Genomic DNA, 20752 nt, shown 5'->3' on the forward strand with positions numbered 1-20752 from the left:
GAAAGCTAACGCTGGGGAGGGCGCCGAGGCTAGCTGCTGTCGAGGCGAGCGGGCGCCGGTTTCTGGGCAAATGTCGCTAGAACGAGAATACGTTATTTAAACACATTTTCATCTATGCATAATGCCTGGTCAGAGAGTTTCGCGCGCCCTACGATTTAAAAACCGCCCGACATATTCCCGTTCTAACGACATTTGCGCCCGAACTTTCGCCGAAAGCTGTCTGTCGCAGTGTCGATCCAGCGCCAATCGCGCCTAAATCCGCCCCGAAGACTAACGCTGGGGCCCGGTGATCGATTTCACTTACGAAACCCGCTTCCCCCATAGCCGGTTTTTGACTGCACGAATTCTCCAGAAAGGAACACTCCCCAATGAAGATTCGCAAGACTTTGGCGGTAGGTATCGCAGTGGCATCGATCACCGCGGGTGTAGCTGCGCCAGCACAGGCAGAGGCAACCACGCCGCAGACTGCGCAGGTGGCGCAAGCTGCCAATCCCGAACCGTACAACCCCATTACAGGCTCCCTGAGGATGGCACCCGTCTTTCTAGCTTCTCCCATAGTTCTTCCAGCCGTTCTGCTATACGGGATTTGGGTTCGCCTGAACCCCGGCCTCGGTTAGGCCAGACTGCCTCTATCCCCGGCTCGTCCGGCCCGCCCCTGCCCCGGCTCGTCCGACCCTAGAATGTCGGAAACGTTGCACTTCCGTAAGGCAAATGTCGGAAAACTTGCCAAACGTTCTTGCAAACTATTTCCACCTACACATAAGGGCTGGTCAGGAGGCTTTAGAGGTGGAACAGGTGGCGTCGATAAAAAAGAAATGCAACATTTCCGACATTTTGTCTTTGGCTGAACGCATCCTCCAGACAGGAATACTCCTCGCGAAGATTCGCAAGACTTTAGCAGTCTAGCCATCGGGCAAAACCCACTGTGCACAGCGGGTTCTAGATAACGAGACTAAGGCTCCCCGCTAGTGCGGGGAGCCTTAGTGCGTTTAAACGGAGCTAGCCGTTCAGATCAGAGATCCGTTCAGAGATCGGACTAGAACAGACCCTTGGTCGGCTTGTGCATAACGTCGGTGGTGGTGACCTCACGGGAGTCGACGTTCTGGTCGTTAGAAGTGGACTTGTCCTCTTCCAGACGACCGGTCTGGGTGACGGTGATGTAGTTCTCCAGGCGACCCAGCTTGGTCTTGCCGTCGCCGAAGTTCAGGTTTGCCAGCAGCTGGGAATCACCCGGGTTGACCGGGTTGGACAGGGTGACCTCGAAGCTACGAACAGACTTTTCCTTGTCGAAGCCCAGGTCACGGGTGTATGCACCGTTGAACCAGCCCGGGGTGATCAGGCGGTCAACGCCCTTCGGCCCCTTCTCGGTGTGCACGTCGATACGGAAAGAGGTAGCCGGGAAGTCCTGGTAGTAGGTCTCGGAGCCAACGTTCTTAGCAGAGATGGAGACCAGGCCTGCGAAGCCAGCGGCCTTGCCAGCAGCGACGCGGATCTCCGGCTTCAGGTCGTACTTCTCGCCGGACTGCTCAGCCTCGTCCTCAGCGGGCTGCTCAGCCTCGTCCTCAGCGGGCTTCTCAGCCTCGTCAGCCGGAGCTTCGTCGGCGGCGGCAGCGTCAGCGGCGGCGTCAGCGTTCTCAGCGACAGCAACGTCCTGGTTGAAGCCGGGGTCGACAGCATCTTCAGCGAAGGCATTACCAGCGCCCGCGAAGGCGGTGGTCACGCCAATGGCAGCAGCGAGGGTCAGGGAAGCTGCGTTCTTCTTCATGTGAGGGGGTTCCTTACTTAGTAGGGGCGGCTGAAGGGGGCATAGCCTGCGAAAGCTAGGAGCGGTAGATCAAGCCCCTTCGAACCTGCTGGATATTCTGCGTGATAGAGGGTTTATGCCTCGGCGTTCTCAGCCGGCTTTGCTTCGTCAGCTGGCTTGTCAGCCGGCTTGTCGGCTGGCTTGTCGGCCGGCTTCTCAGCGTCCTCCGGCTTGGCCGGGACGGCGGAGTCAGCCGGGTTGTCGTAGAGCTTCACGTTGACCTGGTTCTTGATCGGGGTCAGCGCGGACCACGGGGTCGGGGTGGACCAGGTGCCGTTGGCCTTGCAGAACTGCTGGGTGCCGGTCATGTTGATGGTGCGGAAGCCGTAGGTGGCCTCGCCGGTGTGGCCGGCCGGGACGTCGTACGGGCCGACGGTCTGGCCAACGTTCCAGCTCAGGGAGTAGGAAGCCTCCGCGCCGATGGTCTTCGCCAGCTCGTAGGCGATGCCGACGCTGCCCTTGGCGTCCTTGGCGGAGCCTTCGCCACCCAGGTTGACGCTGGTGGTCTCCGTGCGGTCACCCTTGATGCTGATGGAGATGGTCTGGGTCTTGGACAGCTCCTGCGTCAGCGGGATGGTGTTCTTCGACTGGTTGGTGGCAGAGATGGTGCCGGCCGGGGTGAACTTGTCGTCAACCTTGTAGACGACGGTGCGGTAATCCTCACCGGAGTTGCATACCGGGTGCGGGTTCAGGATGTTGGCCTTGATGTGGTCACTACCGTGGGTGGTGTTGACGATCGGCAGGGTCGGGTTGAGCTTCGGAGTCTCCGGGTAGTGCTCTTCCTTGGTGATAGCGGATGCGGGAGATGCGACGGCTGCCGCAACGACGACGGCGGCAGCGGCTGCGCTTGCGCCGTTCTTCCACAGGTTCTTCATGTTTTGTGCTCCTCTTGCACGCCACTGGACGAAAAGGTGCACGAGCTGGATGTTCTCCGGCTCGCACGGACTGGGGCGCATTTGGTGATGCTGCGAGAATGCGCGCCGCCAGCCAAAGGGTTTTGCGAGATTTCGGCCAGGTGGCTTTGGGTTTGAATCCGGTCTTAGGGGTGCCCTCCCCCGGGTGCTGCGCGCCGAATCACGAGGGCCGCTGCACACCCAGGTTCTGAGTGACGGGATCCAACTCTAGCCCCTCGAAGCCAGAAATTGTTCGACAATTTCGCGCTCCCATGCACCGCATTTAACCCAGCGTTCACACACCATTCAGGCGCAGTTCACCAAAAGATCCTTAACCAACCCTTAAAGGACTCCACCTGCCCCCTCGAAACGAGATTCACTCCCCTGCAATTTAAACCATGGCACCCACTTAGGTAACCCTTGCTTTGACCATCAAAAAGCCTTGATCAACATGGCGACCACCCAATAGAAACGCACCAATCCTTAAAAAATAAGAACAGCAAACCCTTTTGTTTCCGAAATTTTTCACACAAACGCACCTTTTCTAAATACATAACCTTGCAGTATATGAACTTTAGGTAAACTCGCTCGACCTGCACTTTCCCCCCCTCCTATCGAAATAAACCACCCCTTTTTGGGGCTATTGACCAGATTGTCAAGTAAGCCCCGAAGCAGACTCTCTAGCGTCCCCGATCTCGAAGAAACTCACCGCTCCTGACAGTTCGGGCACCACCAGATGATCCGCTCCAACTCCGCCGAATCCAGATCCGGATCCCCGCCAGCCCAGCGCCCACCTAGCGTCGCCTGCTGGATCGCCGCCCCACACCGTCGGCACGCCTTGCCCGCACGCCCGAACACCCAGTTGCCCTGCCCAGCCCGCCGGTCGCCAGTAAAAACGCGGTGCGGCTCAAGGCGGTTGTCCCACATCACTCTTCGCGCCAGGTCGATTGTTTTTCTGACGCCCACTTCTCCCACCTGCCCCACCTTCACCTCCGGGTGCATTCCCACTAGGAACATCACCTCGGCGCGGTACTCGTTGCCAATCCCAGCTACGTTTTTCTGGTCCAGTAGCGCGGCACCCAGCGTTCTTTCCGGCCGTTGCATGATCCGCGCAATGGCCTCTTCCCTGCCGCTGACCTCCCAGTCTTCCGCCAATATGTCCGGCCCCAGGTGCGCAATGACCTGCGGATAGTCCGCGAACTTGAACACCCGCACGAAGCCGAGGTCGTGTCCCACGATCTCGATCTCCTCGCCGCCGGTGTGCTGGGGGCTAAAGCGCAGCACAATGCGTGCGCTATAGCCGGGCTTGCGCCAGCGCTGGCCCGCGCGGTGAATCGCCCACACGCCTTCCATCTTCAGGTGCGTGTGGATCACCCGGTCGCCAACATGCATGAATAGGTGCTTACCGTAGGGCCACACTCGTCGGACTTCTTCGCCGTCGAAGTTTTCTGTGGCAAAGCGAGGCACCCGGATGTCGGTATGCCGCACCGTCCGCCCCGTCATCCATTGCAGACGGTTGGAAAGCTGGAGTACGGAGTCACCCTCAGGCACGGATACTCAGTCCCTTCGGAGTCAGGCGTGCACCTGCAGCCACCCAATCTGTCGTGGCGATGTCCATCACCGAGGAACCGTTGACCTTCTCGATGGTCACGGGACTCAAACGTCCGGCGCGGATGGCCTCCTTGAGAATCCCGACCACCAGTTCGATCTGTGGAGCTGAGGCGCCGAGCTCGGCAGACGTGGCGTCACCAAAATCGGGCCGAGCAAAAAGAACCACGTTTCTACCGCCGCGAGTGACATAAGCCTCTGCGCGACCGGCGGCGATGATGATCATGGCACCCGCTGCTCGCGTAGGTGCCATGCCCTCTGTGGCCGAGTGCGAGACCTCCGGCCAGGGCAGCGTAGATCCGAAGGGGTTCGCGGGGTCCAGGACGGAAAGCAGCTGGGGTGCATGCTCGGAGGCGGCCATTTTGCCGGTACCAATGCCCGCAGCGCCACTGCCAACACCGCCAGCAGCCGACCTGGTGCCGCCGAGCCCGTTTCCGCGCCCATCCTGTGCTCGCCGGAGCTGGGAAATTACATCCCGCGGGGCGAACTGCGCCCCGCCTAAGCCTTCAACAATGTAACCGCGCAACACTTCACCGGAATCCTCCCAGGCGCTCAACGTCCGGTAGGCCTCGGCGAAACCCCCGGCGGCCTTTTCCGCCACGACCGCCCCACGGGTGACCACGGCGTAGCGGTCAATCCATGCTTCGGAGCGCACCAGGGCCAGCTCCGCGGCGTCGGCAGGAGCTTCTAGCTCCCCTGCAACACCAGCACCAGCGCCGTACACCGCCGACCACCGCCCCGGCACCGAAGAGTGCGCGTTCATCGACCGCCGCGCCGCCCGCGCAAATCCGCTGCGCCCCATCCGCACCCGGCGCGCCGACCCGCGCCCCTGGTTCCGTCGCGGAGCGCGGTGAGCCTGCTTGCCCGTGGTACCGGCCTCCACCAGCCGCGCACGCACAGCCGCGAAACTATCGGGCGCCACCAACCCGGCATCGAATAGCTCCCACAGCGCCGCATCTACCTCCGCGTGATCCGAGCCCGTCGCCGCCTGCAACTCGGCCGCCAGAAACGCGCCGCCACGCTGCAGGTGCTCGAGGATCTGTGTGGCCACCATGCCCAAGGTGGTCGCTGTTTCTTTATGGACGCCACGTTCCAGCCCCTCCCCGCCTTCCAGCAGGTACTCGACCATGTCCGCGGGCACAAAGCTCACCCAGGCATCCTTGGCACCGGCCTGCCCGGCACCGACGGCGAGAATCTCGCCGGTGCTGAGCAGCTCGTCCAGGTCTCCCGGCTGATAGTCCGGGATGCGTGCGGGCAGCACCAGGGTTTCCCACGCGCTGGCGGGGATCGGCACCCCGGCGAGTTGTTCCAGGGCGCTGGCAAGTTCTTCACGCTGCATCTGGCCCAGGCCGTGCCAGTCGGCTAGGAACTGTGCGTAGGTTTGCTGGGTCACCGGCTCCAGCGATCCACGCGCGGCGGCCAGGGTTGCCGACCGGAGGCGGCGGAGCATCCCCGTATCCACGTATTGCGTTTCCGACTGTGCATCCGCGTTGGTGGGGGCAGGAGCGCCGTTGGAGCCACTCGAGCCATCAGACCCACTGAAAGAATCATCCAGATAGACAAAGTGCCCCGCACTCAAGCGGCGCTGGTTGCCCTTGCCTCGCGTGCCCTGTGCGTCCTGCGTCCCCTCTGCCCAGCGGGCCAACAGCGCGTCAGCAGTCGCGCGCCCCAAGCCAAACTCGGCGGCGGCCTCGGTGGCGGTCGTGGGCCCGCGGTTCTTCATCCACCGCAGCAACAGTTGGTCGATGGCATTGTCCACCTGGTCCACCTGTTCGGCGGCAATAGCCACGCCGGGCGGTACGGGCACGCCCAGGCCGTCGCGCAGCAGGGGCATGTCCTCGACCGCGCCGAGCTTCAGCTGCCCGCCGAAGTGCACCTCCATCAGGCGCGTGGGAACCAACTCCCGCAGCTGCGCGAGGCTATCCTCCACCGTCCCAGCCCAGGGTTCGATACGTTCGCGCACGCCATCCAGGCTGAGCGGCCCCAGAGCACGCAGCATATCCACGGCTTGCTCCACGCTGGTGGCCTGGCGCCCCTCGGCCAGCCACTGGGCGGCGTCAACCACACGGCGGACCGCAGCCGGGTCCAGGGCCATGCCCTCCTCACGGGTGCCCAGCACTTTCGCCAACAACGCTGGGTCCACGGCCAGGGCGGCTGCGCGCTCAGCGGAATCGCCCTCGTACATGAAGGCGCTGGTGTAGGTGAACAGCAGAGACTCGGCAAACGCGCTCGGAGCCTCGGTGGTGACCTCCGCCAGGCGCACATCCCGCTGCCCCAGGTTTGCTACCAGCACCTTCAGGAAGTCCAGGTTGTAGACGTCGTGCACGCACTCGCGCATGGTTTCCACCATCACCGGAAACTCCGGGTGCTCCCGGGCAACGTCCAGCAGCTGGGCGGCCCGCTGGCGTTGCTGCCACAGCGGCTGGCGCTTACCGGGGTTGCGGCGCGGCAGCAGCAAAGCGCGGGCGGCGCACTCGCGGAAGCGAGCCGCAAATAACGCAGAGGAGCCTACCTCCTCCATCACATCCGCCAGCGTCGCTTCCGCCCGCTCGGCACCGCTGTACCCCTCGCCCAGCAGCAGTTCCATCCCCGGAGGTTCGTCCGAATAGGGCAGGCGGAGCACCATACCGTCGTCGCCGGCCACGGCCATCGCATCAATCCCCGTCCGGCGGTTCAGCTCCGCCCCCAGCGCCAGCGCCCACGGCGCGTTCACTCCACGGCCGAAGGGAGTGTGCACCACTACGCGCCAGTCGCCGATGTCGTCGCGGAAGCGCTCGATCAGCACGGTTCGCTCGTCCGGGATGATCCCGGCGGTTTGCTTCTGCTCCTGGTAGTAGGCATCCAGGTTGGTGCGAGTGTGGGCGTCCAAAAAATCGGCCGAACGAATATCCGCCAACGTGCCAGAGCCCCAAGTACGGCGGTTCTCGCCGATGGCTTGACCGAGCTCCACGGGGCGGCCTGCGGCATCGCCCACCCAGAACGGCAGACGACCGGTGTGACCTGCTGCGGGGGCAACAATCACCTGGTCGCGGTTGATTTCCAGGATGCGCCAACTGCTCGCCCCCAGGGTGAATACGTCGCCGACGCGGGACTCGTAGACCATCTCCTCGTCCAGCTCGCCGACCCGGCGCGCGCCGTCGTTTTCCCCGGCGGCCAGGAACACTCCGAACATCCCGCGGTCCGGGATGGTGCCGCCGCTGGTTACGGCCAGGCGTTGCGCACCGGGGCGGGCCTCCAGGGTGCCGGCCACGGGGTCGTAGATCGCGCGAGCCTTCAGATCCGCGAAGTCAGTGGATGGGTAGCGGCCGCTGATCATCTCGATCACGCCATCGAAGGCCTCGCGCGGCAGCGTGGCATAGGGATGCGCGCGGCGGACAACGCGCCACCACTCCTCGACGTCCAGCGCGCCCGAGCCGTCTGTGCCACTGGCGCCGACCGCGCCGGCCTGCACACTCGCCGCCACGGTCTGCTGTGCCAACACGTCCAGCGCGTTATGCACCACGTGCAGCGGCTCCAGCTCCCCCTTCAGCAGCCGATCCACAACAACCACCGCGGCTTCGGCGTCCTGCTTATGCAGCGGGTAGATGGTCGCGTGGCTGGTCGCGCCCACGGTGTGTCCGGCGCGGCCGCACCGCTGCACCGCCGAAGCCACCGAGGGCGGCGCCCCAACCTGCACCACGTGATCTACCAGACCCATGTCAATACCCAGCTCCAGGGAGCTCGTCGCCACCACGCAGCGCAGCTCTCCCGATTTCAGCGCCGCCTCGATATCGGCTCGCTCGTCCTTGGAGACCGAACCGTGGTGCGCCCGCGCCACACCTGCACCGTCCATCCCCCGCACAGCCCCGGACTGCGCCATCATCTGCGCCGGGTCGCGCCGGGTCGGGGCGGCCAGCGCATCCGGATCGTGCTCCTTGGCCCATTCCTCGTTCAGCGCCCCGGTCAGCCTCTCCGCCGCGCGCCGGGAATTCACGAACACCAGCGTGGAGCGGTTCTCCATCACCTGCCGGTAGATCGCGCGCTGCACGTGCGGCCACACGCTTTTCTGCTGCGGCAGTGCAGATTCCTTATCCACCCCGCTCGCCACACGCGCCCCCGACCCGGCCTGGGTGCTGCCGCCCACCCCTTCGCCGATGAGGCTGGGGCCGAGCAGTGCTTCGTCTATCGGTTCTTCTGTTTCTTTTTCTGACGCCCCCTCAGACTCCGTCACCTCATACTCAGCCAGCGCGACGTCTTCCACCGCTGGCGGATCCTGGAAGTCCTCCACCACGCTGGTCACCTGCACATCCCAAGACTTCGGCTGCTCGGGGTTCACCACCGTCACCGGGCGATCGCCTCCCAAAAAGCTGGCGACCTTATCCACGGGGTTCACCGTCGCCGACAGGCCGATGCGCTGCACCGCCTGGCCCGTCAGCATCTCCAACCTCTCCAGCGACAGCGCCAGGTGCGTGCCGCGCTTCGTGCCGGCCACTGCGTGCACCTCGTCCACGATCACGGTGTCCACATTCGCCAGCGTGGCTGCCGCCTTGCTGGTCAGCATCAGGTACAGCGACTCGGGCGTGGTCACCAGAATCTCCGGCGGGTTGCGCAGCAGCTTGGATCGCTCCGACTGCGGGGTGTCCCCGCTGCGCACGCCCACTCGCACCGGGGCGGCAGTCTCCCCCATCGCGTCAGCCACCCGGGCAATGCCAGCCAGCGGAGCCGCCAGATTTCGGCTGACGTCCACGCCCAGTGCTTTCAGCGGGGAGATGTACAGCACCTTGGTGGGACTGGACTTTTCCGGCGTGGGGGCGTCATTAAAAAAAGATCCCCCAGAAAGTCGTGACAGCGACCATAAAAAAGCCGCCAGGGTTTTACCCGACCCCGTCGGCGCCACCACTAAAGCATTCTGACCTGCGGAGATAGCCCGCCACGCCTGCGTTTGCACAATCGTCGGCTCGGCGAAAACGTCTCTGAACCACGCTGCAACGGGGGCATAAAAGGAATCCAGCGGGTCATCAGCCATGTGACCATTTAAACAGACCGCTAAAGTAAGAACTATGACGGCTGAACTCAATGATGCGACGCTGGCCCAGAGACTCGCGCAGGGCACCGGAGAGATCCTCAAAGGCGTAAGGAACGTAGGTCTGCTCCGCGGCACCGAGCTAGGCAAGGCCGGCGACGCGCTGGCGCAGGACTGGATCGCCCGTTCCCTCGTACAGCACCGCCCGAACGATGCAATGCTCTCGGAAGAGGCCGAAGACGACCTCTCGCGTCTGGACAACTCGCGCGTGTGGATCATCGACCCGCTCGATGGAACCCGAGAGTACGCCGGTGGCCGCCAGGACTGGGCCGTACACATTGCACTGGTGGAAAACGGCAAGATCATTGAGGCTGCCGTGGGGATGCCGGACCTGGGGCGCGTGTTCAGCAGTTCGGAGGTCCGCGCCGTCGAGGGCTCCCGCACGAACCGCCTGGTGATCAGCCAGAACACCACCCCGGCGATCGCTGAGTTCATCGCCGAGGATCTGGGGCTGGAGCTGGTAACCATGGGTTCCTGCGGAGCTAAAGCCGTCTCCGTGATCCTGGGCGATAACGATGCCTACGTCCACGCCGGTGGCCAGTACGAGTGGGACAACGCAGCCCCCGTCGGCATTGCCCAGGCCGCTGGCCTGCACACTTCCCGCCTGGATGGCACGGAACTGTGCTACAACTGCGAGTCACCGTACCTGCCGGATCTGGTGATCTCCCGCCCCGATATGGCCGACAAGATCCTAGCCTCTGCCGCGAAGTTCCACGACAAGCACGGCGCCTACTCTCTTTAGCCCTGCACCTAGCACTGCATGCTTCCTTTTTCCTTCTTGACGGCCCGCCCGGCCTCCCGCGCGCGGGCAGAGCTGGATCCGGACGTTCCCGCCACCCTGCAGGGGCGCTACGTTATCGGTGCGCCGGCCAATAATCCACGGAAGGACCTTTCGGAGGAGCACCCCCGCCCCCTGGTGTTTATCCACGGTACGACGGACAACTCTTTTCGCTGGCAGAAAGCCGCAACGTATTTCGCCGCCCGGGGATATTCCGTGTGGGCTTTCAACTACGGCAAGCCGGAGGAAGGCCGCCCTGCAATCCCCGGCGTATTCGCTGTGAACGACATCGACGAATCCGCCCTAGAGATCGCGGCGACGATTGATTACATCCTGGAGGTCACCGGCGCCAGCAAGGTGGATCTGGTGGGCCACTCCCAGGGCGGGCTGCACATTAAGAAGTACATTGCAGAGCACGGCGGGCAGGATACGGTGCGCCGCGCGGTGGGAGTGGCCGCGACGTATCACGGCACGACGATGACCGGGATGTCCTCGATCCTGCAGAACCTAGTGGACCGCAACCCCGAATTCGCGGATCTGGTGGCGGGCAAGGCCGCGATTCAACAGCTGAGTAGTTCGGATTTCATCAGTCGGCTCAACGAGCTGCCGGATACCCACCCGAACGTGATGTACACGAACATCTTCACTTCGAAGGATCTGACGGCCACGCCAAATTCCACGTCTCAGCTGGAGTCCATCGGCGGGGCGGATGTGGCCGACGCGGAGGTCGGCGAGGTCTGTGGTCTGCTGCTTCCGCCGGGGCATGCATCGCTTCCCGAAAATGATCACATCATTGGCCTGATCGAGTGGGGTTTGACTCGCGATCGGGGTGATCACACGCCCGTGCATTCTGGATGTAATGGCGGACAGCGCTGGAAGTTAGGCTATCGTTTCTTCCATGAAAACTGACTCTCGCAATCTGGGTCGGGCTCGCCGATCCATCCTCGCCGGCGCTGCAGCGCTGAGCGTTGCCCTCTCTACCCTCTCTTCCCTCACCCCTTCTGCCCTAGCTGCTGATGCCGATGCTTCTAGCGCTATTCCGGACGCCGCAGTCCCCGCCGGTCTAGAAGGCAAGCATGTGGCCAAGGCACCTGTGAACAATCCCACCTGTGTCCCCTCCCCGGAGCACCCGAACCCCGTCGTCTTCATCCACGGCACGTCCGATAACTCGACGCGCTGGCAGAAGGCCGCCAACGCTCTATCCAAGGAGGGCTTTTGCACGTGGGCCTTCAACTACGGCAAACCCACGGACGGCAAGCCGAATTTGCTGGGACACTACGCGATGACGGACATCGATGATTCCGCTAAGGAGATCGCTTCGACTATCGACTACATCCTGTCCGTGACGGGCGCGGAGAAGGTCGACCTGGTGGGCCACTCCCAGGGTGGATTGCACTTGAAGAAGTACATCGCGGAGAACGGCAGCGGCGATAAGGTCGGCCGTGCGGTTGGTGTGGCCCCGACTTACCACGGCACCACTCTGGCCGGTATGGATAAGATGCTGCGCCCGATCATTGAGCGGAACCCGAAGCTTGCAGAGTCCGTCGCAGGTAAGGCTGGCGTGCAGCAGCTGGTCGGTTCGGAACTCATCGATCGCTTGAACAAACTGCCGGATACCGACAAGCGCGTGCAGTACACCAACCTCTACTCTTCCGCTGATACCACCGCCACACCGAACAAGACCTCCATGTTGGAATCGATCGACGGTGCGGATGTGGCGAACGTGGAGGTAGGCGCTGCCTGCAAGCTCCCCATTCCGCCGGCGCACGCTGCCTTACCTCAGCACGATCCAACCATCGGGCTGATCCTGTGGGGCCTGACCCGCAAGGCGGCCGACCACACGCCAACCGCCGAGCACTGCTCTAACCCGGCGCGCGGTTCCGCTGGCGGATCCGCTTCTAGGACCACTGCCGGTTCCTAGATTCGGCATGTCCCCAGCCAGGCTTGCCAGCCCCGCGGGTGCCACCGCTTGATAGCCGACGTAGACTATGTGGGACTTTTAATCCCCAAGAAGCTTCGAGCTTGAAAGGAAGGCGGCGAGCAGTGGCACCCCAGCAGCAGCCGAGTTCCATCCCCACCCCCTACGAGGACCTTCTGCGGGAGATCCTCGAAACGGGCACCCCCAAGGGCGACCGCACCGGCACGGGTACCACCAGCCTGTTTGGCCGCCAGATCCGCTATGACCTCTCCGCAGGCTTCCCGCTGATCACCACCAAGTCGGTCCACGTGAAGTCCGTGGTGGGTGAACTGCTGTGGTTCCTCCGCGGAGATTCCAACGTGCGCTGGCTGCAGGAAAACGGCATTCGCATCTGGAACGAATGGGCCGACGAGAACGGTGACCTGGGGCCGGTCTACGGCGTGCAGTGGCGCAGCTGGCCGACCCCGAACGGACAGCACATCGACCAGATCGCCGGTGCGTTGGAAACTCTGCAGACTAACCCGGACTCGCGCCGCAATATCGTGAGTGCCTGGAATGTCTCGGAACTGGACAACATGGCCCTGCCACCCTGCCACCTGCTGTTTCAGCTATACGTGGCCAACGGCAAGCTGAGCTGCCAGCTGTACCAGCGCAGCGCAGACATGTTCCTGGGCGTGCCCTTCAACATCGCCAGCTACTCGCTGCTGACTCACATGTTCGCCCAGCAGGCGGGGCTAGAGGTCGGCGAATTCATCTGGACCGGCGGCGATTGCCACATCTATGACAACCACGTGGAGCAGGTAAAGCTCCAGCTTTCCCGCGATGCCCGCCCGTACCCACAGCTGCAGCTGAACAAGGCTGCGGACATGTTCTCCTACGACTTCTCCGATATCGAGTTCACCGGCTACGACCCACACCCGGTGATCAAGGCAAAGGTGGCCGTATAAATGACTTCCAACAACCAACCCCACCGCCCGACCGGCTACGAGCCGGGCGACTACCCGGAACTCACCGCCGCCGCGGTCAGCTATGCCCTGGAGGCCAAGGGGATTTCCCGCGATCAGGTGGAGATCGGCATGATCTGGGCGCAAACCACCGCCGGTGTGATCGGCGATGGCGCGGACATGCCCTGGTATCTACCGGAGGACCTGAAGCACTTTAAGAACGCCACCACCGGCTACCCCGTCGTCATGGGGCGCACCTCCTGGGAAGCGCTCGACGATGGCTTCCGCCCGCTGCCGGGGCGTACGAACTATGTGATCACTCGGCAGGATGACTATGACGCCCCCGGCGGCATCATCGAGCCTTCGATCCCGAGTGCCCTGGCGAACGCCGCGGAGCAGATCCTCAACGAGTTAAAAGACAGCGCTAGCGCTGAGGGCACTGCAGACGAGCGCACCCCCACCGTATGGGTACTAGGTGGCGGCCAGGTGTACGCCCAGTGCATGCCCGTGGCTGATCGCATCGTCATCACGGAGATCGACATGGAGGCCCCCGAGCGCTTCCAGGTGTACGCACCTCTGGTTCCCACCGAAGAGTTCGAAGAGCACGCCGAGGAGTGGCAGGAATCGCTAAAGGGCCACCCGGTCGACCAAGAGGTCAATCCCGAGCAGCCCCTGCGTTACCGCTTCTGCACCTGGACGCGGCGCTAGTCAACTAGCTCCGCGCTCTAGCGCGTGGCCAGGTCCGCGCCGTAGCGCGCAGCTAACTACACGCTGTAGTACAGCTCGAACTCCTTCGGGCTTGGCCCCTGGCGCAGCGGCTGGATCTCCAGCTCGTACTTCAGGCGCACATAGGCCTGCAGGAAGTCCTCGTCGAAGACTCCCCCGGCGGTCAGGAAGTCGTGGTCTTCCTCCATGGCCGTCAGGGCGGCCTCCAGCGAGTGTGGCACCTTCGGAACCTTCTTCGCCTCCTCAGGCGGCAACTCGTAGAGGTCCTTATCTGTCGGCTCGCCCGGCTCAATGCGGTTCAGAATGCCGTCCAGCCCCGCCATCAGCTGGGCTGCGAAGCCCAGGTAGGGGTTCGAGGACGGGTCCGGCGCACGGAACTCAATACGCTTGGCCGCAGGGCTATCGCCGGTCAGCGGAATGCGGATGGCCGCCGAGCGGTTGGACTGCGAATAGGCCAAGTTGACGGGTGCCTCGAAACCGGAATATAGGCGTCGATAAGAGTTAACGGTGGGGTTCGTAAAGGCGAGCACCGCCGGGGCGTGGTGCAACAGACCACCGATGTAATAGCGCGCCATGTCGGAGAGCCCCGCATAGCCCGTCTCGTCGTAGAACAGCGGCTTGCCGTCCTTCCACAGCGACTGGTGGGCATGCATGCCACAACCGCCATCGCCGGCCAGCGGCTTCGGCATGAAGGTGGCGGTTTTGCGGTGCTGCTCGGCGGTGTTCTTCACCACGTACTTGAAAGTCTGCAGGTCGTCCGCGGCGGCCAGCAGGGTATCGAAGCGATAGTTGACCTCCTGGATGCCGCCGGTGGCGACCTCGTGGTGGAAGCGCTCGATCTCGAAGCCGACCTTCTCCAGGTTGTACGCAATATCGTCGCGCACCGGGATGGTCTTGTCGTACGGGGCGACTGGGAAGTAGCCGTCGTTGATGCGGATCTGGTTACCGCGGTTCGGCGAGCCGTCCATCATCGTCTCCTCGCCGGAGCGCCACCACCCCTCGTCCGAATCCACGCGGTGGAAGGACATGTTGGTGTCGGAGGCGTATTGGACGGAATCGAAGACGTAGAACTCCGCCTCCGCACCGATCGAGCAGGTGTCCGCCACGCCGGTTTCCTTCAGGTAGTTCTCCGCCTTGCGCGCGATGGTGCGCGGGTCGCGGCGGTACGGCTGGCGAGTCAGCGGATCTTGCACGAAGAACTGCATGTTCAGCGTGGGGTGCTCGCGAAACGGATCCACGTAGGCGGTCGTCGGATCCGGGATCAGCGCCATGTCCGACTTATCCACGGTGGAGAAGCCGGGGATGGAGGAGCCGTCGAAGGCGAAGCCGTCCTCCGCCGCCTTGGGAGTTAGCTCGCGCGCCGGGACAGTCAGCCCATGTTCCAGGCCGAACATGTTGGTAAAGCGAATGTCCAGGTAGCGAATGTTTTCCGACTTAATGAAGTCGATGACCTGGTCGATGTTTTTGAACTCCATGGTTCGTTCAGGCTCCTAGGTTAGCTCCGGGGTATCCCAGAGATTCAGTTTGGTGCCGATGCCCTTCTCCAGGGCGTTTTCGTACACCTCGGTGGCCCAGGAAACGTCCTCGACGGGCATGCCGCCAATGGAGTAGAAGAAGATCTGCTCGTCGTTCTCGCGGCCTGGGGTCTTACCCGCGGCGATGGCACCGATGTTGTGCAGCTTCTCCTTCGGCAGGGTGCCCTCCTCGACCATGTCCCACCAGCGGTTACCGGGGATTCCCAGCAGTCGCTCATAGGTGACGTCCGGGCCGTTTTCCTGGAACCATTCCTTGTACAGGCCGTCGTAGTCCAGCACCAGGTTGGATTCTTCGGACTTGATGAAGTCGTCATCGAAGCGGGCCGCTGCGGGGCACAGCACCAGCGCGCCGGGCTTGAGCCACTCGCGCTTGAAGTACGGGAAGGCCTGCGGGCCGTCCGGGGAGGTGGAGGTGCCGGCGATCAGGATGTCGCTGCCCTCGATGGCCTCCTGCTCGCTGTCGACGACCTGCACGTCCAGGTTCTCGAAGCGGTCGCGGATCCACTGTGCTGCCTTTTCGGTGGAACCAGCGCTGCGGCCCTTGATCTTTACGGTCTTGATGCTGGGGCGCTGGGTGATGGAGGAGGCCAGGATGGTGCGGGACATGACGCCCGGTCCGATGATGCCTACGGTCTCTGCGTTCTCTACGGCGAGGTGCTTGACGCCCACAGCCGGAACCGCACCAGTGCGGTACGCGGACAGCAGGTTGGCCGACATGATGGCCTTCGGGGCGCCGGTGACGGCATCGTTGAGGACAAACACGTGGATGGAGCGTGGCAGGTCTGCGGCGCGGTTCTCGGCGTTCGAGCCGTACCACTTCACGCCAGCGCCCTTGAACCGGCCGCCAAGGTAGGCGGGCATAGCCATGAAGCGACGGTCGGGGCCGTTGGCGGGCATGCCCTCATGCTCGGGGTTGTCGGGGAAGTTGACCTGGGCGCCGTGGGAATTTCCGGAAGCGCCGGCCATGCGGTAGTCGCCCTTATCCAGAAGGATCAGGGTTTCTTCCATGACGTCGACGCAACGAGCAGAGTCCGTCACCCCCGCTTCAATCATGTCGGGCTCGGAAAGCCACAGGAAGTCGATGCTGGTGTCGGTAGAGCCGGTGGACTGGGTCATCGGCGAAATCTCTCCTCGAAGATTCTCGATTAGTTGGATCTGAAATTTTCTAGATCAAATAACGCGCTGGGGCGCTAGCCGCAAGCGCTGTACGCTCCGGTTTTTGGAAACCGGTACATCTTCAACGATACAAACCCGCGCGAATATTTTAATGAAACAACGTTTTCAATACGGTCGAGCAAACCTATGAGTTTGGCAAACCCCCTGGGCTTCATATAAATAATTAAGCAAGATATACGGCCAATTTTTCACCCCCAAATGGGTAACCGCCCCGAAGGCGGCCACCCGCACCTCACTCAGTCGCAGTTAGTCCTGCGATGCTTTCCGGCCCCTTACCGCAACGACCAGCGCCACAATGTAGGACAAGATCGCACCCACAAAACTGAGCAGACAAAGCACTTCAGATACTTTGTTCGCTTGCCGCCCGACAAGCACCGTGAACATAGATTTCGTCCCATGGTCGGTATCGTCGAAGTCCACCAGGAAGAAGCCAGTTAGAACTAGGAACGTGCTGACGATAATGAGAGCCCACGACTCTCTCCAGTCGAAGACCTTGTGCGACACTCCCGAAGAATCTTCCGCGTCGATGCGCACGGGAACTTTCCAGAGAGCGTAAAGCGCAACAGCGAATACAAACGAGAGGGGGATGGTCACGAGCATGTACCACCCAAGGGCGCCGAAGAGCATGCGCCCCACCCCGAGGAACGCCGCCGAGCCAAGGACCATCACTAAAGCTAGGAAGGTGTCTAACTGAAAGCCTTTCAGATTCATACCCGCCGAGCTTAACTGAATTCCACAGCCTCTTAGGGTTGCAAAACAAAAAGCGCCCCAGAGAGGAATCGAACCTCCGACACCGGCTTTAGGAGAGCCGTGCTCTATCCACTGAGCTACTAGGGCAGTCGCACGGAAACCGTGCGAGGTACATAATACAAGCCCGTCAACGCTCCCCGTTAACCAGCCCTTTTGGTCACCGCACCCCAGTCCCCCAGCGCTCCGAAACGTGTGGGCGTCCCTATCAAAGACCCCCCACACCGCCCCCGCCGCGAGGCTACGATTAAGAAGCATGGGCGAAGCAGTATCTAAAGATACCTACACACCGAAACAACGCACCCGCTTCCGAGAGCGCCTCAACGCCGAGCTCGAGGTCTTCGACAAGCACCTGCAGAACGCAGATTTCATCAGCCAAGGCACCATCGGCTTGGAACTCGAAATGAACCTCGTCGGCGACGACATGCAGCCCAAGCGCTGCAACGTCGACGTGCTGGAGAAGCTGGAGGAAACCCACCCGGGCGAATACCAGTCCGAGATCGGCTCCTTCAACGTGGAGATGAACCATCCCCCGCTGGCCATCACCGGCCGCGGGCTGGAACAGCTGCAGGAAGGCCTCGACGAGCGTCTGCGCGCGGTGCAGAAGGCCGCCAAAGAACTCGGCTCCCACGCCGTGATGATCGGCACCCTTCCGACCCTGACCACCGACTTCCTCAGCGATCCTGCCTGGATCACCGACGAAAACCGCTACAAGGCTCTCAACAACGCCATCCTCGAATCCCGCGGCGAGCTGGTCCGCATCGAACTCGAAGGCGCCCTGCCGGGCCGGGTGCTCGGCACCGTCGATTCCTATAGCCACGACTTCGAGGACATCGCGCCAGAATCCGCCTGCACCTCCATGCAGCTGCACCTGCAGGTCGCGCCGAACCTCTTCGCCAACGCCTGGAACGCCTCCCAAGCCATCGCTGGCGTGCAGGCGGCGCTCAGTGCCAACTCCCCTCTGTTTGTCGGCCATAAACTCTGGCACGAATCGCGCATCCCCGTCTTCGAGCAGGCCATCGACACGCGCACTGCGGAGCTCGTCAACCAGGGCGTGCGTCCGCGCGTGTGGTTCGGCGAACGGTGGATCACCAGCGTGTTCGACCTCTTCGAGGAAAACGGCCGCTACTTCTCCCCTCTCCTACCGGAGGATCGCCTGGAGGCCGGCACGCCCATCATGTCCGGCGACAGCCCGGGCCTGCACTACATGAACCTGCACAACGGCACGATCTGGCGCTGGAACCGCCCGATCTATGACCCGAACTTGGAACTCTCCCACATCCGCGTGGAAAACCGCCTGCTGCCCGCCGGCCCCACCACCGCCGACATCGTCGCGGACGCCGCCTTCTACTACGGGCTCGTCAAATTCTTGGGCACGCAAAATCGCCCCGTATGGTCGCGGCTTTCTTTTGAGGACGCCCACAGTAACTTCCTCGCCGGCGCCCGCGAAGGGCTGCGCGCCAGCATGCGCTGGCCGCGTGTAGGGACCGTGCCGGTTCGGGAGTTGATTACCGAGCACCTACTCGACCAAGCCCGCGAGGGATTGGAACTGCTGGACGTGGATTCCGAACTGATCGACACGTACCTGGGGATCATCGAAGGCCGCGCCCGCAGCGGACAAAACGGTGCAACGTGGCAGCTGGATACCTTGAACCGGCTGGCTCCGAACAGCGAACCGGATTCCGCGGAGCGCACCGAGGCTCTGGCCACCATGATGCAGCGCTACCTCGCTAACCAGGCCAGCGGCCAGCCTGTGCACACCTGGTCGGTGGAAGGGCGCGACTAGAACGGCTGGGATTTAGCGACCTCTGAACTGCGGCTCGCGTTTCTCTGCACGAGCCCGGCGCGCCTCCTGCACGTCCTCGCTGGCCCAGACGTCCACCATCATCTGCTGCAGCTCCGCATCCGCGTGCATGTCGGGGCTGTTGAACACCCGCTTCGAATGCTCCATAGAAAGCGGAGCCTGACGCGCCACCCGATGCGCGAGGGCAGTGGCGTTGGGGGTGGCGTCATCAAGAACCACAGAAAAACCCGTCGCCCGAGCTTGTTCGGCGCCTACCCGGGCGCCCGCCAAGAACACGTTGCGGGCCAGCGCGCCGCCCATCAACTCGCGGGCGCGGGCGTGGGTCCACAAGTCTAGGGCAAAGCCGTGCTCGGCGACCGGCACCCAGCAGGCCCCCTCGTCGGCAAAAACGCGCAGGTCGCAAGCCAAGGCGATTTGGCAGCCTGCGCCGACCGCCGGACCGTGAATGTCAGCGATGACCGGCACCGGGGTGGTCTGGATGGCGGAAAGCATGTCCTCCATGGCGGACCAGAAATCATCGGCGTACACACCCCCCGAGAGATCCGCCCCGGCGCAAAAGACAGGCCCCTCGCCGCAGATCAGGATGGCGCGTACCCCGGCGGAGGTGTGGGCGCGGACGGCCTCGGCGACGGCAGTGGCGATGGCGGCGTTGAGGGCGTTGCGCTTCTCCGGACGGTCAAGGGTGATCACGCCGACCTGAAGGGCGGCGGAATTGCCGGAACCGTCAGCATTGCTCGCTTTGCCTGCCCCAACGGTCTCTAGATGAGTGATGACGTGCCCTGCGCTCATGGCTAGCAATGTACCGCAGGGGCGGTGCCATACGCGGTGTTTCGCGGTAACCCGCGCGGAGTTTCCCTAGCCCTCCAGGCCAGCGTGGAAGGTCAGCGGGTCGCCGCCGATGCGGCCATCCTCCGCATCCAGAGCCTCGATGGCGGAGACCTCGTCGGCGGAAAGCTCAAAGCCGAAGACGTCGAAGTTCTGGCGCACGCGCTCCACCTTGGAGGAACGCGGGATAACCACGTCGCCACGCTGGATGTGCCAGCGGATGATGGCCTGCGCCACGCTCACGCCATGTTCGGCGGCGATCTTCGCGATGGTCGGGTCGGTCAGGTTTTGCCCCTGCCCCAGCGGCGACCACGCCTCGGTGACGATCCCGCGGTCGCGGTTGTCCGCGCGCTGTTCGGCCTGGCTAAAGCCCGGGTGGATCTCGATTTGGTTCACGGCCGGGGTGTGGCCGGCCTGCTTCAGGGCATCCAGCGCCTCGGGGTAGAAGTTGCACACGCCGATGCTGGTAGCACCACCGGACTGCTGGATCTCCGCCATAGCGTCGTATGCCTGCACGAACTTGTCGGCCTGCGGGCACGGCCAGTGCAGCAGGTACAGATCCACATAATCCATCCCCAACTTCTTCTGAGATTCCGCGAAGGCGTCCTTGCCCCGTGCTTGGTCGGCGTTCCAGAGCTTGGTGGTGATGAACAGCTTCTCGCGCTGCACATCCCCGGCCTTCACCGCGTCGGCTACGGCGCGCCCCACGGCTTCCTCATTACCGTAGATCGCGGCGGTATCGATGTGGCGGTAGCCGGTCTCGATCGCGGCGCGCACCGAGGTGTACGTGTCCTCGTCGCTCAACTGCCAGACGCCCAGCCCCAGCTGCGGAATGGTCTTGCCGTCGTTCATTTCAAGGGTCGCTACTGCATCGTTCTTTTCGCTCATGGCCTCTTTTGTACGCCACCTAGCTCGTTCTCGCGACGGCGCTG

The 20752-nt window shown here is 63.0% G+C and carries 15 protein-coding genes and 1 tRNA gene; 6 read left to right on the forward strand and 10 right to left on the reverse strand.

The window, feature by feature from the left end; genetic code table 11:
- Positions 1-1036: 1036 nt before the first annotated feature.
- The 4 genes from HMPREF3166_RS00225 to HMPREF3166_RS00240 all read right to left on the reverse strand — a co-directional run bounded on the left by HMPREF3166_RS00225 (position 1037) and on the right by HMPREF3166_RS00240 (position 9310).
- Positions 1037-1765 (reverse strand): neuraminidase, encoded by a 729-nt coding sequence (locus HMPREF3166_RS00225; protein WP_070487190.1) that lies wholly within the window; start codon positions 1763-1765, stop codon positions 1037-1039.
- Between the two features lie 113 nt (positions 1766-1878).
- A complete protein-coding gene (locus HMPREF3166_RS00230) occupies positions 1879-2679 on the reverse strand; it encodes a hypothetical protein (protein WP_035005069.1) in 801 nt (266 codons plus the stop codon).
- A 723-nt stretch (positions 2680-3402) separates the two neighbouring features.
- Positions 3403-4248 carry a DNA-formamidopyrimidine glycosylase family protein gene (locus tag HMPREF3166_RS00235; RefSeq protein ID WP_035005073.1) on the reverse strand — a complete coding sequence of 282 codons (846 nt, stop codon included), beginning with the start codon at positions 4246-4248 and terminating at the stop codon, positions 3403-3405.
- A complete protein-coding gene (locus HMPREF3166_RS00240; RefSeq protein ID WP_070487191.1) occupies positions 4241-9310 on the reverse strand; it encodes a DEAD/DEAH box helicase in 5070 nt (1689 codons plus the stop codon). The genes HMPREF3166_RS00235 and HMPREF3166_RS00240 overlap by 8 nt, the downstream gene beginning before the upstream one ends.
- A gap of 34 nt (positions 9311-9344) precedes the next feature.
- Here HMPREF3166_RS00240 and HMPREF3166_RS00245 point away from each other — a divergent pair, with 34 nt between their 5' ends.
- The 5 genes from HMPREF3166_RS00245 (at position 9345) to HMPREF3166_RS00265 (ending at position 13715) form a co-directional block, all read left to right on the forward strand.
- On the forward strand, positions 9345-10109 hold the full coding sequence (locus HMPREF3166_RS00245; RefSeq protein ID WP_070487192.1) for a 3'(2'),5'-bisphosphate nucleotidase CysQ: 765 nt from the start codon (positions 9345-9347) through the stop codon (positions 10107-10109).
- Between the two features lie 18 nt (positions 10110-10127).
- Entirely contained in the window at positions 10128-11054 is a 927-nt protein-coding gene (locus HMPREF3166_RS00250) for an alpha/beta hydrolase (RefSeq protein WP_070487193.1), read from the forward strand.
- Positions 11044-12066, forward strand: a complete 1023-nt coding sequence (locus tag HMPREF3166_RS00255) for an esterase/lipase family protein (RefSeq protein WP_070487194.1) — start codon at positions 11044-11046, stop codon at positions 12064-12066. The genes HMPREF3166_RS00250 and HMPREF3166_RS00255 overlap by 11 nt, the downstream gene beginning before the upstream one ends.
- Before the next feature lie 122 nt (positions 12067-12188).
- On the forward strand, positions 12189-13010 hold the full coding sequence (locus HMPREF3166_RS00260; protein WP_070487195.1) for a thymidylate synthase: 822 nt from the start codon (positions 12189-12191) through the stop codon (positions 13008-13010).
- On the forward strand, positions 13011-13715 hold the full coding sequence (locus HMPREF3166_RS00265) for a dihydrofolate reductase (protein WP_070487196.1): 705 nt from the start codon (positions 13011-13013) through the stop codon (positions 13713-13715).
- Positions 13716-13771: 56 nt separating this feature from the next.
- Here HMPREF3166_RS00265 and glnA read toward each other — a convergent pair whose 3' ends face one another.
- From glnA to HMPREF3166_RS00285, 4 genes are all read right to left on the reverse strand, one after another.
- Entirely contained in the window at positions 13772-15208 is a 1437-nt protein-coding gene (glnA, locus tag HMPREF3166_RS00270) for a type I glutamate--ammonia ligase (protein WP_035005088.1), read from the reverse strand.
- Between the two features lie 15 nt (positions 15209-15223).
- Positions 15224-16384, reverse strand: a complete 1161-nt coding sequence (locus HMPREF3166_RS00275) for an ornithine cyclodeaminase family protein (protein ID WP_141741098.1) — start codon at positions 16382-16384, stop codon at positions 15224-15226.
- A 306-nt stretch (positions 16385-16690) separates the two neighbouring features.
- Positions 16691-17155: a hypothetical protein gene (locus HMPREF3166_RS00280; protein WP_070487198.1), complete on the reverse strand. Its 465-nt coding sequence runs from the start codon at positions 17153-17155 to the stop codon at positions 16691-16693.
- A 53-nt stretch (positions 17156-17208) separates the two neighbouring features.
- Positions 17209-17281, reverse strand: a tRNA-Arg gene (locus HMPREF3166_RS00285).
- A gap of 166 nt (positions 17282-17447) precedes the next feature.
- Here HMPREF3166_RS00285 and HMPREF3166_RS00290 point away from each other — a divergent pair.
- A complete protein-coding gene (locus HMPREF3166_RS00290; RefSeq protein WP_070487199.1) occupies positions 17448-18977 on the forward strand; it encodes a glutamate-cysteine ligase family protein in 1530 nt (509 codons plus the stop codon).
- Between the two features lie 12 nt (positions 18978-18989).
- Here the strand turns inward: HMPREF3166_RS00290 and HMPREF3166_RS00295 are convergent, their stop codons facing one another.
- Together HMPREF3166_RS00295 and HMPREF3166_RS00300 are read right to left on the reverse strand one after the other, a co-directional pair.
- Positions 18990-19784, reverse strand: a complete 795-nt coding sequence (locus tag HMPREF3166_RS00295) for an enoyl-CoA hydratase (protein ID WP_070487200.1) — start codon at positions 19782-19784, stop codon at positions 18990-18992.
- Between the two features lie 66 nt (positions 19785-19850).
- Positions 19851-20708 carry an aldo/keto reductase gene (locus HMPREF3166_RS00300; protein WP_070487201.1) on the reverse strand — a complete coding sequence of 286 codons (858 nt, stop codon included), beginning with the start codon at positions 20706-20708 and terminating at the stop codon, positions 19851-19853.
- Between the last annotated feature and the right edge of the window lie 44 nt (positions 20709-20752).

Source organism: Corynebacterium sp. HMSC08A12 (assembly GCF_001807485.1).
Lineage (GTDB): Bacteria > Actinomycetota > Actinomycetes > Mycobacteriales > Mycobacteriaceae > Corynebacterium > Corynebacterium evansiae.

Bases quoted from the DNA above. Each gene is read 5' to 3' on its own strand.
- HMPREF3166_RS00225 (WP_070487190.1), bottom strand. From the start codon at position 1,765: ATGAAGAAGAACGCAGCTTCCCTGACCCTCGCTGCTGCCATTGGCGTG.
- HMPREF3166_RS00230 (WP_035005069.1), bottom strand. From the start codon at position 2,679: ATGAAGAACCTGTGGAAGAACGGCGCAAGCGCAGCCGCTGCCGCCGTC.
- HMPREF3166_RS00240 (WP_070487191.1), bottom strand. From the start codon at position 9,310: ATGGCTGATGACCCGCTGGATTCCTTTTATGCCCCCGTTGCAGCGTGG.
- HMPREF3166_RS00245 (WP_070487192.1), top strand. From the start codon at position 9,345: ATGACGGCTGAACTCAATGATGCGACGCTGGCCCAGAGACTCGCGCAG.
- HMPREF3166_RS00250 (WP_070487193.1), top strand. From the start codon at position 10,128: ATGCTTCCTTTTTCCTTCTTGACGGCCCGCCCGGCCTCCCGCGCGCGG.
- HMPREF3166_RS00255 (WP_070487194.1), top strand. From the start codon at position 11,044: ATGAAAACTGACTCTCGCAATCTGGGTCGGGCTCGCCGATCCATCCTC.
- HMPREF3166_RS00265 (WP_070487196.1), top strand. From the start codon at position 13,011: ATGACTTCCAACAACCAACCCCACCGCCCGACCGGCTACGAGCCGGGC.
- glnA (WP_035005088.1), bottom strand. From the start codon at position 15,208: ATGGAGTTCAAAAACATCGACCAGGTCATCGACTTCATTAAGTCGGAA.
- HMPREF3166_RS00275 (WP_141741098.1), bottom strand. From the start codon at position 16,384: ATGACCCAGTCCACCGGCTCTACCGACACCAGCATCGACTTCCTGTGG.
- HMPREF3166_RS00280 (WP_070487198.1), bottom strand. From the start codon at position 17,155: ATGAATCTGAAAGGCTTTCAGTTAGACACCTTCCTAGCTTTAGTGATG.
- HMPREF3166_RS00290 (WP_070487199.1), top strand. From the start codon at position 17,448: ATGGGCGAAGCAGTATCTAAAGATACCTACACACCGAAACAACGCACC.
- HMPREF3166_RS00295 (WP_070487200.1), bottom strand. From the start codon at position 19,784: ATGAGCGCAGGGCACGTCATCACTCATCTAGAGACCGTTGGGGCAGGC.
- HMPREF3166_RS00300 (WP_070487201.1), bottom strand. From the start codon at position 20,708: ATGAGCGAAAAGAACGATGCAGTAGCGACCCTTGAAATGAACGACGGC.